The organism is Actinoplanes sp. CA-131856 (assembly GCF_050956135.1).
Lineage (GTDB): Bacteria > Actinomycetota > Actinomycetes > Mycobacteriales > Micromonosporaceae > Actinoplanes.
This window is the reverse complement of sequence record NZ_CP191849.1, coordinates 7,569,441-7,584,150: the sequence shown is the minus strand read 5'-3', so window position 1 is coordinate 7,584,150 and position 14,710 is coordinate 7,569,441. Positions and strand designations below refer to the sequence as shown.

Genomic DNA, 14,710 nt, shown 5'->3' with positions numbered 1-14,710 from the left:
GCGTCCCGTCCATGATTGATGTCGTTGATGTGAGCCGTCGTTACGAGGGCGACCGGGCCGCCCTCGACCACTTGAGTCTCCAGGTCGCCGAGGGCGAGTGCCTGGCCCTGCTCGGACCGTCCGGCAGCGGCAAGTCGACGCTGCTCAACCTGATCGCCGGCCTCGACCGGCCGACCGAGGGCAGCGTCACGGTCGGCGGCACCCGTGTGGACCGGCTCGGCGAGGCCGCGGCCGCCCGCTATCGCCGGGCCACCATCGGCCTGGTCTTCCAGTTCTTCAACCTGCTCGACGACCTGACCGTCACCGACAACGTGCTGCTGCCGGCCCAGATCGCCGGCCGGCCCTCGGCCGATTCGCGCCGACGGGCCCGCGAGCTGCTGGAGACGCTCGGCATCGACCGGCACGCCGGCGCCTATCCCGGCCGTCTGTCCGGTGGGGAACGCCAGCGGGTGGCCGTGGCGCGGGCCCTGATGAACCGGCCGCCGCTCCTGCTGGCCGACGAGCCGACCGGCGCGCTCGACACGGCGTCCGGCGCCGAGGTGCGCAAGCTGCTGATCGACCTGCACGCCGACGGCCAGACCATCGTCCTGGTCACCCACGACGAGGTCCTCGCCGAGGCCGTCGCGACCCGCACCGTACGTCTCGTCGACGGGCAGGTGGCAGCCGGATGAGCGCCGTCCGTACCGTCGTCCGGGGCGCTCAGCGGCGCCGCGTCTCCACCCTCGTGATCATCGCGGCGACGGCGATGGCCGTCACCGCGACCGTCCTGGCCGGCCTGCTGCTGGCCGCCTCCTCGGCGCCGTTCGCCAACGCGTTCGACGGCCAGAACGGCGCGCACCTCACCGCGTTCTTCGACGCGAAGGCGACGACGAGGGACCAGGCCGCGGCCACCGCGTCGCGGGCCGGGCAGGCGATCGGCCCCTTCCCGGTGGCCACGGCCGCTGTCCGGCCCGAGGGCCTCCAGGGCATGCCGCCCATGGCGCTGAAGGTCGTCGGGCGAGATGACCCGGCCGGCGATCCGATCGACCAGGTGACCCTGCTGTCCGGGCGCTGGGCGCGGGCCACGGGCGAGGTCGTGGTGGCCCGCAGCAACCTGAGGATCCCCGCCGGAACGGTCCTGAGTGTGGACAACGGATCCACGCTGACGGTGGTCGGCGAGGCCCGGTCGATCAGCCAGACCGCGCAGGGCTGGGTGACACCCGATCAGGCCGCCGCGCTCGGCCAGACCGGCTGGCAGATGCTCTACCGGTACGCCGACGCCGGCACCGAGACCGCGATGACCGCACACCAGGCTGCCCTCGGCCCCGGCGCACAGACGCAGTCCTGGCTGGGTGTCCGCGACGACGCCGCGCACCGTACCCAGCTGTTCGTGCCCCTGCTCAGCGCGTTCGGGCTGATCGGCCTGGCCCTGGCCGCCCTCGTCATCGGCAACGTCGCCGCGGGCACGGTCGCCTCGGCCACCCGCCGCATCGGCGTCATGAAGGCGCTCGGGCTGACACCGGCCCAGGTGGTGCGGGCCTGCCTGGCCCAGGCCCTGATCCCGGGAATGATCGGCGCGGTCCTCGGCATCGTCGCCGGTGACCTGCTCACGGTGCCGCTGACCGCCGACGTGGCCGACCTGTTTGGCACCGTCCCGATGTCGGTCACCCCCTGGGTCGACGCCGCCGCGATCGTCGCCGCGGCGCTGGTCATCGCCGCGACCGCGGCCCCGGCCGCGTGGCGGGCGGCCCGGCTGCGCACGGTGGACGCCCTCGCGGTCGGCCGCACCCCGCTCAGCGGCCGGGGCCGTCTGGCCGCCCGCCTGGCCGCCCGTTCCGGGCTGCCGAGGCCGCTCAGCCTGGGGCTCGCCCAGCCGTTCACGCGGCGGGCCCGGCTGCTGGCCATGCTGTTGACGGTCGCGTTCGGCACGGCGGCGGCGACGTTCGCCATCGGCCTGGGCGCCTCGCTGCGCATGATCCAGGCGGCCGACCAGAAGCCCGTCACCTCGGCCGATGTGGTGGTCCATCCAAGCCCGAACGCCAACGACAGGGAGGCGGGCGCCGTCATCGCCGCCACACCGGGAACGGGCAGCTACTACGGCCGCGGACCGGCGGACATCACCGTCGACGGGCTGCGCGAGGCCGCGCACGGGACCGTCACCACAGGCGACGCTCGCGCCGCCGGCTACGAGATGCTCGAAGGCCGCTGGTACGCCGCTCCGGGCGAGGCGGTCGTCACGACCGGGTTCCTCACGGCCACCGGCAAGAACATCGGCGACACGGTCACCGGCGCCGGTCACGAGCCGTTCACGCTCGTCGGTGAGGTGTTCGACGGCAGCGCCAACAACCACCTCTACACCGACGTCAGCAGCATGCCCGGCCTGACATCGCCGTTCGAGTGGTACGTCAAGCTCGAGCCGGGCACCGACAAAGCCGCCTATCTTCAGTCCCTGACCAGCCGGAATCTAGCGGCCGAGGCCACACAGGCCGAGGGCGCCGACGGCACGCTGATCGTGCTGAACTCGCTCACCGCCCTGCTCACGGCGCTCCTGGTCTCGGTGGCGGCGCTGGGCGTGCTCAACGCGGTCGTCCTCGACTCGCGCGACCGGGTGCACGACATCGGCGTGCAGAAGTCGATCGGCATGACCCCGAAGCAGACCGCCGCCATGGTGGTCGCCTCGGTCGGCGTGGCCGGCCTGCTGGGCGGGGCCGCCGGCGTCCCGGCCGGTTATCTCGTGCACCACTGGGCGGTGCCCGCCATGGCCCGCGGGGCCGGCATCCGCCTCCCGGAGAGCACCATCGACGTGTACGCCCCCGGCCTGCTGTTCACCTTGACCCTGGCCGGCCTGATCCTGGCCGCGATCGGCGCCCTCCTCCCGGCCGGATGGGCCGCCCGCACGCGAACGGCGGTGGCCCTTCGTACCGAATAGCGCCCCGTTCAACTGCGGGACCGGTGCCGATTGGACAGGGCGGAAGTGTTCGAGCGCCACGTTGTCGGGCGCTCGGACCTTCGCTGTAATGGCGCGACCGGCCTACCACAGCCGTCGTTCCGGGCGACGCGCGCGACGACGGGGAAGGACAGCATGGTCGCAATCGAAGCGGGCTCAGTGGAGTTGACGGCCGCCCAGCGGGGCGTCTGGACCGCTCAGCAGCTCGCACCGGAGAGCGTCGCGTTCACCATCAGCGAGTACCACGACATCCACGGCACCCTCGACGCCGCTCTGCTCGCGCGGGCGGTCCGGTCGGCCCTGGGCGAGGCCGAGGCGTTCCGCCTCCGGTTCCGGACGGTCGACGGCGAACCACGGCAGTACGCCGGCGACGTCCCGGACGAGGTCGAGGTCGTCGACCTCGGCGACCGGCCGGATCCGGTGGCCGCCGCGCTGCGGTGGATGCGCGAGGACGCGGCGCGGCCGGTCGACCTGCTCCACCAACCGCTCTCCCGGTCGGCCGTCCTCGTCGCCGGGCCCCGCCGGCACTTCTGGTACCAGAGGTTCCACCACATCGCCGTGGACGGCTACAGCAGCTCGCTGTTCAGCGCCCGCGTGGCCGAGCACTACTCGGCGGCGCTCGCCGGCCGCGACCCGTCCGGCCCGGGCCTGGAGCCGCTGTCCGTGCTGCTGGAGGCCGACCGGGCGTACCGGGGATCGCCGCCGGAAGAGCGCGACCGGCGCTACTGGCTCGACCGGCTCGCGGCCCTGCCCGAGGCCGGAAGCGGACGGCCGGCGGCCCCGAACCTGGTGCGCCCGGTGCGGCACTCCCGCACGATCGGGCCGGAGACGGCGGCCGGCCTGCGCGAGGCGGCCGCCCGGCACGGCACGAACCTGGCCGGACTGGTCATCGCGGCGGCCGCGCTCCATCAACACCGGATCACCGGGGCGCGGGACGTGCTCCTCGGCGTTCCCGTGCTGGGCCGCACCGGAACGCGGGAACTGCGGGCCGTGGGCGAGACCACGAACCTCATGCCGCTGCGGCTGGACGTACGGCCGGGCACCACGGTCGCCGAGCTGATCGAGCGGACCACCCGGACCGTACGCTCCGGCCTGCCCCACCAGCGCTACCGCTTCGAGGAGCTCCTGCGCGACCTGGGCCGCCCGGCCGGCGCGCCGCTCTACTCGGTGAAGGTCGACCCGATGACCTTCGACTACTCGGCGCGCTTCGGCGACTGCGTCTTCACGGTCCACAGCCTCACCGGCGGCCCGGTCGACGACATCGGGATCGACGTCTACGACCGCACCGGCGCCGGCGGGCTCGAGGTGGACGTCGACGTGAACCCGGCCGTCCGCGACGGCGCCGAGGGCGCGGACATCGCCCGGCGGTTCACGCGCGTGCTGGAGTCCCTGGCCGGAAGCGGGCCCGCCGATCGGGTCGGCCGGGTGGGCCTGCTCGACCCGGCCGAGCGCCGCGCCGTGCTGGTGGACTGGAACGCCACCGCCGCCGGGACGCCCGGCGGCGATCTCGTGGAACTGTTCGACCGGCAGGTCGCGGCCGCCCCCGACGCGCCGGCTCTCCTGGCCGATGGCGTCACCCTGAGCTATGCGCAGCTCGACGAGCGGGCCAACCGGCTGGCCTGGCATCTGCGCGGCCTCGGAGTGCGCGCGGAGTCGCTGGTGGCCGTGGCGATGCCGCGCGGCGTCGACCTGGTGGTGTCACAGCTGGCCGTGCTGAAGGCGGGCGCCGCGTATCTCCCGGTGGACGTGACGCTGCCGGCCGAGCGGATCGCCTTCATGATCACCGACAGCCGGGCCATCGTCGTGCTCGGCCCCGAAGAGGTGCTCGACGACCTGCCGGTGCGCGGTGTGCTGACCGTGGACGTGGCCGCCGCGGACGGCCCGGCACACTCGCCGGGGGTGAGGATCGACGCCGGCGGCCTGGCGTACGTCATCTACACCTCGGGCTCCACCGGCACGCCCAAGGGCGTGGCCGTCACCCACCAAGGCGCCGTCAACCTGGTGGCCGCGCAGCGCGGGCGTCTCGGCGTGGGGCCGGGCGACCGGGTTCTGCAGTTCGCGTCGGCCGGCTTCGACGCGGCCGTGTGGGAGATGGTGATGGCCTGGTGCTCCGGGGCCGCCCTCGTCGTCGCCGGCCCGGACGCCCTGCGCGGCGGCGGCCTGGCCGATGTGGTGGGGCGCTTCCAGGTGTCGCACGCGACGCTGCCGCCGGCGGTGCTGGCCGCCTCCGACCCGGCCACGTTCCCCGCGGTGCGCACGCTGGTGTCGGCCGGCGAGGCCCTGGATCGCCGACTGGTGTCGCGCTGGTCCCGGGGCCGGCGGCTGATCAACGCGTACGGGCCGACCGAGACGACCGTGTGCGCGACGATGTCGTCCCCCCTGGGCGAGCAGGACGCACCGGTGATCGGCGAGCCGGTCGTGAACACCCGGGCCTTCGTCCTCGACGAGGGTCTGGAGCCGGTGCCGGCCGGGGTGGCCGGCGAGCTGTACGTGGCCGGCCCTCAGGTCGCGCGCGGTTACCTCAACCGGCCGGGCCTGACCGGGCACCGCTTCGTCGCGTGCCCGTACGGCTCCGGCGAACGCATGTACCGCACGGGCGACCTGGCGTCCTGGACCCCCGGCGGGCAGCTGGTGTTCCTCGGGCGGGCCGACGACCAGGTGAAGGTGCGCGGCTTCCGCGTCGAGCCGGGCGAGGTCGAAGCGGTGCTGACCGCTCACCCGGCCGTCTCCCGGGCGGCGGTGACCGCCCGGGACGACCGGTTGATCGCCTACGTGGTGTCCACTGAGGACGGCCTGTCGGCGTCACTGCGGAGCTTCGCGGCCGAGCGGCTGCCCGAGCACATGGTTCCGGCCGCCTTCGTCACGTTGGCGGCGATGCCGCTGACGGTGAACGGCAAGGTCGACCGCCGCGCCCTGCCCGATCCGGACTTCGCGGCGGCGGCCGGGTCGGGAGGCGCGCCCAGCACTCCCGCCGAACAACTGCTGTGCGACGCGTTCGCCGAGGTGCTGGGGCTGGACGCGGTGGGGGTCGACGACAACTTCTTCGACCTCGGCGGTCATTCGCTGCTGGCCACCCGGCTCATCGGGCGCCTGCGCGAGCTGTTCGGCGTCGACCTGCCGATGCGGGCCCTGTTCGACGCGCCGACCGTGGCCGGTCTGTCCGGCCGTGTCGCCGAGGTGGACACGACCCGGCCGGCCCTGTCGGCCCAGGCGCGACCGGAGCGGGTGCCGTTGTCGTTCGGGCAGCGCCGGTTGTGGTTCCTGGCTCAGATGGAGGGGCCGAGCGCGACGTACAACGCTCCGGTCGTGCTCGGTTTGTCGGGTGATCTGGATGCTGGGGCGCTGGAGGGCGCGTTGCGGGACGTGCTGGTGCGGCATGAGGCTCTGCGGACGGTCTATCCGGCGGTGGACGGTGAGCCGTATCAGCGGATTCTGGGTCCGGCTGAGCTGGACTGGCGTTTGTGGACGGGTGAGTTTTCCGAGGTGGCGTTGCGGGAGGCGACTGGGTACGCCTTCGATCTGGCGACTGAGGTGCCGGTCCGGGCGTGGCTGTTGCGGTCGGGGCCGGGGGAGCAGGTGCTGGTGCTCGTGCTGCATCACATCGCCGCCGACGGCTGGTCGATGGGCCCGCTGACCAGGGACCTGTCGGCGGCGTACGCGGCGAGGTCGCGCGGTGTGGCTCCGGATTGGGCGCCGCTGCCGGTGCAGTACGCGGATTACGCGCTGTGGCAACGGGATCTGCTCGACGAGGACCGGCTGGCGCAGCAGGTCGGCTACTGGCGGGAGACGCTGGCCGGTGCGCCGGAGGAGCTGAACCTGCCGGCGGATCGGCCGCGCCCGGCGGTCTCGAGTCATCAGGGTCATCGGGTTCCCCTGCGGGTGCCGGCCGAGGTGCACCGGCGGTTGGCCGAGGTGGCCCGGGCCGAGGGCGTCACGGTGTTCATGGTGTTGCAGGCGGCGGTGGCGGTGTTGTTGTCGCGGCTGGGTGGCGGCACCGACATTCCGATCGGTTCGGCGGTCGCCGGGCGTACGGACGCTGGTCTTGATGATCTGGTGGGGTGTTTCGTCAACACGTTGGTGATCCGGACCGATCTGTCGGGCGATCCGGAGTTCCGGGAGGTGCTGGCCCGGGTTCGCGAGGCCGGGCTGGGCGCGCTGGCGCATCAGGATGTGCCGTTCGAGCGGTTGGTGGAGGAGTTGGCGCCGGCGCGGTCGCTGGCGCGGCATCCGTTGTTTCAGGTCGTGTTGACGATGTTGAACACGGTGCCGCTGGACGAGACCGACGCCGGGTTGGAGCTGTCCGGGGTGGAGGTGCGGTCGCTGTTCCCGGGGCGGCCGACCGCCAAGTTCGACCTCGACGTGCTGGTCGGCGAGGTCCTCGACGACCACGGGCAGCCGGGCGGGCTGCGGGGAACGGTGACGGCCGCCGCGGACCTGTTCGACGCGTCCACGGCCGAACGGATCACCGGCTGGCTGGTGCGGGTGCTGGAGATCGTCACCGCCGAGCCGTCGTCACGGTTGCGGGCCGTCCGCCTGGCCGGCGACGTGGAGCGAGCCGTAGTGCCGCGCGGCCGGACCGGCACGCCGGTGCTGGAGTCCTTCCGGAGGCAGTCGGGGGTCGCCGTGGTCGCCGGTGACGTCGAGGTGTCCTACGCGCAGTTGGACGCCCGCTCCAACCAGATCGGCCACTACCTGCGCTCGCAGGGGATCGGCGCCGATTCGGTCGTGGCTCTGTGTCTGCCGCGCGGCATCGACATGATCGCGGCGATCCTCGGAGTCTGGAAAGCGGGCGGCGCCTACCTGCCGATCGACGCGCGGATGCCCATGGAGCGCATCGCCTTCATGCTCGACGACAGTCGAGCCGCGCTGGTCCTCGGCTTGGCGGAGGTTCTCGACGATCTGCCGGTGGGCCGGGTGCCGCTGGTTGCTCTCGACGACCCGATGGTGTCGCTGTGCCCGGAAACCCCGCCGGCGGTGGAGATCGACCCGCGCACCCTGGCTTACGTCATCTACACCTCCGGTTCGACCGGTGTGCCCAAAGGTGTCGCGGTCACCCACGGCTCGCTGGCCAACTACGTGTCCTCGGTGTCGCAGCGGCTGGGCTGGTCCGGTGGCCGCTATGGGTTGTTGCAGCCGCAGGTGACCGATCTCGGTAACACGGTGGTCTTTACGAGTCTGGCCACCGGCGGCGAGTTGCACATTCTGGATCAGGTGACGGATCCGGTTGCGGTGGCCTCGTACATCGCGGAGCACCGGATCGATCACGTGAAGGTGGTGCCCTCGCACGCGATGGCGTTGTCCGTCGAGGCGGTGATGCCGGCGAAGTCGTTGGTGTTCGGTGGTGAGGCGGTGCCGCCGGGGTTGGCCGTACTGGGCCGGAAGGTGTTCAACCACTATGGGCCGACCGAGACCACGGTTGGTGTGGCGACCGCTGAGTTGACCGGCGAGGGCGTGGCGCCGATCGGTCGTGCGCTGGCCAACACCCATCTGTTCGTGCTGGACGACTCCCTGGATCCGGTGCCGCTCGGCGTGATCGGGGAGCTTTACGTGGCCGGCGCGGGTGTCGCGCGGGGCTATGTGGGCCGGCCGGGGCTGACCGGTGAGCGGTTCGTGGCGTGTCCGTTCGGCTCCGGTGAGCGGATGTACCGCACCGGTGACCTGGTGCGGCGGCTGCCCGATGGGCAGCTGGTGTTTGCCGGCCGGGCGGATCAGCAGGTGAAGGTGCGCGGGTTCCGTGTCGAGCCCGGTGAGGTCGAGACCGTGCTGCGCGGTCATCCGCTGGTCGAGCAGGCGGTGGTGGTCGCGCGCGACGATCGCTTGGTCGCCTATGTGGTGGCTGACGGCGACGTCTCTCTGAAGGACTTCGCCGCCGCGCGTCTGCCCGAGCACATGGTGCCCTCGATCGTGGTCACGATGGCGGCGCTGCCGTTGACGGCGAACGGGAAGCTGGACCGCCGCGCCCTGCCCGAGCCCGGCGCCGGGGCGGGCGCGGGGCCGGGCCGCGCGCCCGCCGATGCCGTCGAGCAGCTGGTGTGCGACGCGTTCGCCCACGTCCTCGGCGTCGACCGGGTCGGTGTCGACGACAACTTCTTCGACCTCGGCGGGCATTCGCTGCTGGCCGTGCGCCTGGTCTCCCGCATCCGGGCCACCCTCGGCGCCGACCTGGAGATCCGGCTGCTGTTCGACCGCCCGACCCCGGCCGAGCTCGCCCGCGAGCTCCGCGACCTCGACGCCGAGGGGTCGCACCGGCCGGTTCTGGCCGTCGGGGCGCGCCCCGAGCGGGTGCCGTTGTCGTTCGGGCAGCGCCGGTTGTGGTTCCTGGCTCAGATGGAGGGGCCGAGCGCGACGTACAACGCTCCGGTCGTGCTCGGTTTGTCGGGTGATCTGGATGCTGGGGCGCTGGAGGGCGCGTTGCGGGACGTGCTGGTGCGGCATGAGGCTCTGCGGACGGTCTATCCGGCGGTGGACGGCGAGCCGTACCAGCGGATCCTGGCTCCGGCCGAGCTGGACTGGCGCCTGTGGACGGGTGAGTTTTCCGAGGTGGCGTTGCGGGAGGCGACCGGGTACGCCTTCGATCTGGCCACGGAGGTGCCGGTCCGGGCGTGGCTGTTCCGGTCGGGGCCGGGGGAGCAGGTGCTGGTGCTCGTGCTGCACCACATCGCCAGCGACGGCTGGTCGATGAGCAAGCTGGGACAGGATCTGTCGCGGGCGTACGCCGCGCGGTCGCGGGGTGAGGCCCCGGTGTTCGAGCCGCTGCCGGTGCAGTACGCGGACTACGCGCTGTGGCAACGCGAACTGCTGAGCGACGACCTGTTGTCGTCGCAGGTGGGGTATTGGCGGCAGGCCCTGGACGGCGCGCCGGAGGAACTGGCGTTGCCGGTGGACCGGCCGCGCCCGGTGGTCGCCTCGCACCGCGGGCACAGCGTGCCCCTGCGGGTGCCGGCCGAGGTGCACCGGCGGCTGGCCGAGGTGGCCCGGGCCGAGGGCGTCACGGTGTTCATGGTGTTGCAGGCGGCGGTGGCGGTGTTGTTGTCGCGGCTGGGTGGCGGCACCGACATTCCGATCGGTTCGGCGGTGGCCGGGCGTACGGACGCTGGTCTTGATGATCTGGTGGGGTGTTTCGTCAACACGCTGGTGATCCGGACCGACCTGTCGGGCGATCCGGAGTTCCGGGAGGTGCTGTCGCGGGTGCAGGCGACGAGCCTCGGGGCCCTCGCGCATCAGGACGTGCCGTTCGAGCGGCTGGTGGAGGAGTTGGCGCCGGCGCGGTCGCTGGCGCGGCATCCGCTGTTCCAGGTCGTGTTGACGATGCTGAACACGGCGCCGCTGGACGAGACCGACGCCGGATTGGAGCTGTCCGGGGTGGAGGTGCGGTCGCTGTTCGCCGGGCGGCCGACCGCCAAGTTCGACCTGGACGTGCTGGTCGGCGAGGTCCTCGACGAGAGGGGCGAGCCGAGCGGGCTGCGCGGCGTGGTCACCGCGTCGGCCGACCTGTTCGACGCGTCCACGGCCGAACGGATCACCGGCTGGCTGATCCGGGTGCTGGAGACCGTCACCGCCGAACCGGCGGTCCGCTTGCACGCGGTCACGGTGACCGAAGAAGCCGAGCGCGAGTTGGTGCTGCACACCTGGAACGACACGGCCGCGCCGATCCCGGCCGCTTCGGTGCTTTCGTCCATCCCAAGGCACTCGGCGGTGGCCGTAGTCGCCGATGGGGTCGAGGTGTCGTACGCGCAGTTGGACGCCCGCTCCAACCAGATAGCGCAGTATCTGCGCTCGCAGGGGGTCGGCCCCGATGCGGTGGTGGCTCTGTGTCTGCCGCGCGGCATCGACATGATCGCGGCGATCCTCGGAGTGTGGAAGGCCGGCGGGGCTTATCTGCCGATCGATGTGCGGATGCCGGTGGAGCGGATCGCGTTCATGTTGGCCGACAGCCGGGCGGCGTTGGTGCTTGGTCTGGAGCTTGACGATTTGCCGGTGGGTCGGGTGCCGTTGGTTGCTCTGGATGACCCGATGGTGTCGCTATATCCGGAAAATTCGCCGGATGTGGACATCGACCCGCGCATGCTGGCTTACGTCATCTACACCTCGGGTTCGACCGGCCGGCCAAAAGGCGTAGCGGTCACCCACGGCTCGCTGGCCAACTATGTGTCGTCGGTGTCGCAGCGGTTGGGCTGGAACGGTGGCCGCTACGGCCTGTTGCAGCCCCAGGTGACCGACCTCGGCAACACGGTGGTCTTCACGAGCCTGGCCACCGGCGGCGAGTTGCACATCATCGACGAGGTGACCGATCCGGTTGCGGTGGCCTCGTACATCGCGGAGCACCGCATCGATCACGTGAAAGTGGTCCCGTCCCACGCCGCAGCGCTGTCCGTCGATGCGGTGATGCCGGGCAAGTCGTTGGTGTTCGGTGGTGAGGCGGTGCCGCCCGGGTTGGCCTTCGAGGGAAAGACTTTCAACCATTACGGGCCGACGGAGACCACGGTTGGTGTGGCGACCGCTGAGTTGACCGGCGATGGTGTGGCTCCGATTGGTCGTCCGTTGGCGAATACCCGGCTGTATGTCCTCGACGACGCGTTGAGCCCGGTCCCGGTGGGAGTGACCGGGGAGCTTTATGTTGCCGGTGCTGGTGTCGCGCGGGGCTATGTGGGGCGGCCGGGGTTGACCGGTGAGCGGTTCGTGGCTTGTCCGTATGAGGCTGGCGCACGGATGTATCGCACGGGTGATCTGGTGCGGCGGTTGCCGGATGGGCAGTTGGTGTTTGTCGGGCGTGCGGATCAGCAGGTGAAGGTGCGTGGGTTCCGGGTGGAGCCGGGTGAGGTCGAGCAGCTGATTCTGGCCGATCCGGGGGTCGAGCGGGCGGCGGTGGTTGTGCGTGATGACCGGCTGGTGGCCTATGTCGTTGGTGAGGACAATGATCTGCGGTCGGTGCTGGCTCGGCGGTTGCCCGATTACATGGTGCCGTCCGTGGTCGTGGTGTTGCCGGAACTGCCGCTGACCGCCAACGGCAAGCTCGACCGCCGGGCTCTCCCCGCGCCCGAACGCCGCGACTCCGGCGCCGTCCGGGCACCCAGCACCCCCGAGCAGGCGCAGCTGTGTGACGCGTTCGCCCACGTTCTCGACCTCGACGCGGTCGGTGTCGACGACAACTTCTTCGACCTCGGCGGGCACTCGCTGCTGGCCGTGCGCCTGGTCTCCCGCATCCGGGCCACCCTCGGCGTCGACCTCGAGATCAGGCTGCTGTTCGACCGGCCCACCCCGGCCGAACTGGCCGACCAGCTCGGCACCAGATCTGTGCGCCCGGCGCTGCGCCCCATGCCCCGATCGTGACACGACCGAACCCGTCAGGGAGGAAAGGCATGCCCTACGACCTCGAGGATGCTCCGGACCTCGTCACTCTGATGCGCCAGCACGCCCTCATGCGGCCCCGCTCCGACGCGCTGGTCTTCCTGGCCGACCCCGACGACCTCTACGGCGGTGCGGTCCGCTGCACCTTCGAGGAGCTGGACCGGGAAGCCCGCGCGTGTGCGTCCTGGCTGCGGGAGCGCCTGCCCGTGGGCTCCCGGGTGCTTCTGCTGCACCCCAACGGCATCGAGTGGGTCACCGCGTTCTTCGGCTGTCTGTACGCCGGGATGATCGCGGTTCCGGCGCCGCAGCCCGGCCGCTACCGGCATCAGCGCAGCCGCATCGCCACCGTGGCGGCCAGCGCCGGGGCCGCGGCCGTGCTCACCGACGCCGCCGACCTGCCCGAGGTGCTGGCCTGGGTGGAGGAGTCGGGCCTCGGCGACGTCCACGTCGCGGCGAACGGCACTCCCGGGTTCGGCGATCCCGGGGCGTGGGAGCCGGTGCCGCTGACCCGGGACACGATCGCCCTGTTGCAGTACACCTCCGGGTCGACCGGTGACCCGAAGGGCGTCGTGGTCCGCCACGGCAACATGCTGAACAACCTGACCGCGCTGGCCGCGCTCGGGGGCGGCACCGCCTGGCCGGCTTCCATGCGGGTCGGCGGATGGCTGCCGCTCTACCACGACATGGGGCTCGTGGCCATGCTGATGGTCGGCGTGATGCGGGGCGGGACGGTCGTGCTGATGACGCCGTCCGCCTTCGTCCGCAGCCCGGTGCGCTGGCTGCGGGCCATGGACGCGTACGGCATCAACGTCGCCTTCGCGCCCAGTTTCGCCTACGACCTGTGTGTCCGCCGGATCTCCGACGACGAGGCCCGCGGCCTGGACCTGTCGGGCTGGCACATCGCGGTGAACGCCTCGGAACCGGTCGACCCGTCGGTCCTCGAGCGGTTCGCCGCCAAGTTCGCGGTGGCCGGTTTCCGGGCCGAGTCGTTCGCCCCCGCTTACGGGCTGGCCGAGGCCACGGCGTACGTCACCGGGACCGCCGGCCGCCCGACGGTGGTCCGCCGGGTCGACATCGGGTTGCTGGCCGAGGGCCGGTTCGCCGAGGGCGGCTCCGGCGAGACCCGTGACGTGGTCAGCTGCGGGCCGCCCACCTCGGCCTGCGAGATCCGGGTGGTCGACCCGGCGACCCGCGAGGAGCTGCCCGAGGGCCGGCTCGGCGAGATCTGGTTGCGCGGACCGAGCGTCTGCGACGGCTATTGGCGCCGCGACGACCTGGCTCACCTGCACGACGCCGAGACCGCCGGCGGCCGGCGGGGCTTCCTGCGGACCGGCGACCTCGGCGCGATGTACGAAGGCGAGCTGTACGTCCACGGCCGGCTCAAGGACATGCTGATCGTGCACGGCCGCAACATCTATCCGCACGACATGGAGCAGGAGCTGCGGAGCCAGCATCCCGAGCTGGGCCGGGCCGGTGCCGTGTTCGCCATGCCGGGCGAGCAGGACGGCGTGGCCACGCAGGCCGTCGTCGTGACCCACGAGGTCGGCAAGGTGCCGCCGGAGCGGTGGCCGGCGCTGGCCGGCGAGCTCCGCCTGACCGTCACCCGCGAGTTCGGCGTACGGGTCGCCGTGGTGGCGCTGCTGCGGCCCGGCACGGTCCGCCGGACCACCAGCGGCAAGGTGCAGCGCGCCGCCATGTCCGAGCTGTTCCGGACCGGCCGCCTGGCCCCGATCTTCCAGGATCCGCCGGCCGACGACCGTGAACCGTCCCTGGCATGACCGACCGAGAAGGAGTTTCCATGTCCTCGACCGAGCTGTGCGAATGGCTGTGCGCCTATCTCGTCGCGGAGTTGCGGGTGCCGGGCGGCCGGATCGACCCGGACGAGCCGATGGTGAACTACGGGCTGGACTCGCTGACCGCGGCCGCGGTCCTCACCGCGGTGGAGCGCCGGGTCGGTTTCGAGGTCGACCCCAACGCCCTGTGGGACCATCCCACCGTCGCCGCCTTCACCGGATTCCTGGCCGAGCGGACCACCTCCACCGTCTGACACACGTCCTCCACAGGGGACCGCCCGTCCGGGCGGTCCCCTTTTCCGTGCCACCCGGATAACTGTTTCTTTTGCGCAGTTGGACGAATGCGCAGCGCCTTGCCGGTCCGCCGGAACGTCGGTCATAGTGAGCCCGGCCCTTATTGCCGAAAGATAAGGATGGTCCGGTGCCGAACCCGTTCGAAGATCCCGATGCGAGCTATCTGGTGCTGGTGAACGATGAGGGCCAGCATTCGCTGTGGCCCGTTTTCATCGACGTTCCCGAGGGCTGGACGACGGTATTCGGAGAGGCGTCCCGCGACGACTGTCTCGAATACATCGAAAAGTCGTGGACCGATCTGCGGCCCAAGAGCCTCGTCGAGGCGATGAAAGGGCAGTAGACCGCAGCC

Annotated in this window: 6 protein-coding genes; all 6 read left to right on the top strand. The window is 71.8% G+C overall.

Annotated features, from left to right (window positions below; translation table 11 throughout):
- Nucleotides 1–11 precede the first annotated feature (11 nt).
- Nucleotides 12–671 (top strand): ABC transporter ATP-binding protein, encoded by a 660-nt coding sequence (locus ACQP2X_RS34750; RefSeq protein WP_498689155.1) that lies wholly within the window; start codon nt 12–14, stop codon nt 669–671.
- Nucleotides 668–2,908: an ABC transporter permease gene (locus ACQP2X_RS34745; protein WP_498689153.1), complete on the top strand. Its 2,241-nt coding sequence runs from the start codon at nt 668–670 to the stop codon at nt 2,906–2,908. The genes ACQP2X_RS34750 and ACQP2X_RS34745 overlap by 4 nt, the downstream gene beginning before the upstream one ends.
- Before the next feature lie 153 nt (nt 2,909–3,061).
- The gene (locus tag ACQP2X_RS34740; RefSeq protein ID WP_498689151.1) at nt 3,062–12,256 is read left to right on the top strand and encodes an amino acid adenylation domain-containing protein; all 9,195 of its coding nucleotides are present in this window, start codon (nt 3,062–3,064) and stop codon (nt 12,254–12,256) included.
- Nucleotides 12,257–12,285: 29 nt separating this feature from the next.
- The gene (locus ACQP2X_RS34735) at nt 12,286–14,052 is read left to right on the top strand and encodes a fatty acyl-AMP ligase (RefSeq protein WP_498689149.1); all 1,767 of its coding nucleotides are present in this window, start codon (nt 12,286–12,288) and stop codon (nt 14,050–14,052) included.
- 20 nt (nt 14,053–14,072) lie between these two features.
- The gene (locus ACQP2X_RS34730) at nt 14,073–14,321 is read left to right on the top strand and encodes an acyl carrier protein (RefSeq protein ID WP_498689148.1); all 249 of its coding nucleotides are present in this window, start codon (nt 14,073–14,075) and stop codon (nt 14,319–14,321) included.
- A 167-nt stretch (nt 14,322–14,488) separates the two neighbouring features.
- The gene (locus ACQP2X_RS34725; protein ID WP_498689146.1) at nt 14,489–14,701 is read left to right on the top strand and encodes an MbtH family protein; all 213 of its coding nucleotides are present in this window, start codon (nt 14,489–14,491) and stop codon (nt 14,699–14,701) included.
- Nucleotides 14,702–14,710: the final 9 nt, after the last annotated feature.

What these genes read in the sequence shown, in the direction of transcription:
- ACQP2X_RS34740 (WP_498689151.1), top strand. Translation starts at nt 3,062, where the DNA reads ATGGTCGCAATCGAAGCGGGCTCAGTGGAGTTGACGGCCGCCCAGCGG.
- ACQP2X_RS34750 (WP_498689155.1), top strand. Translation starts at nt 12, where the DNA reads ATGATTGATGTCGTTGATGTGAGCCGTCGTTACGAGGGCGACCGGGCC.
- ACQP2X_RS34735 (WP_498689149.1), top strand. Translation starts at nt 12,286, where the DNA reads ATGCCCTACGACCTCGAGGATGCTCCGGACCTCGTCACTCTGATGCGC.
- ACQP2X_RS34730 (WP_498689148.1), top strand. Translation starts at nt 14,073, where the DNA reads ATGTCCTCGACCGAGCTGTGCGAATGGCTGTGCGCCTATCTCGTCGCG.
- ACQP2X_RS34745 (WP_498689153.1), top strand. Translation starts at nt 668, where the DNA reads ATGAGCGCCGTCCGTACCGTCGTCCGGGGCGCTCAGCGGCGCCGCGTC.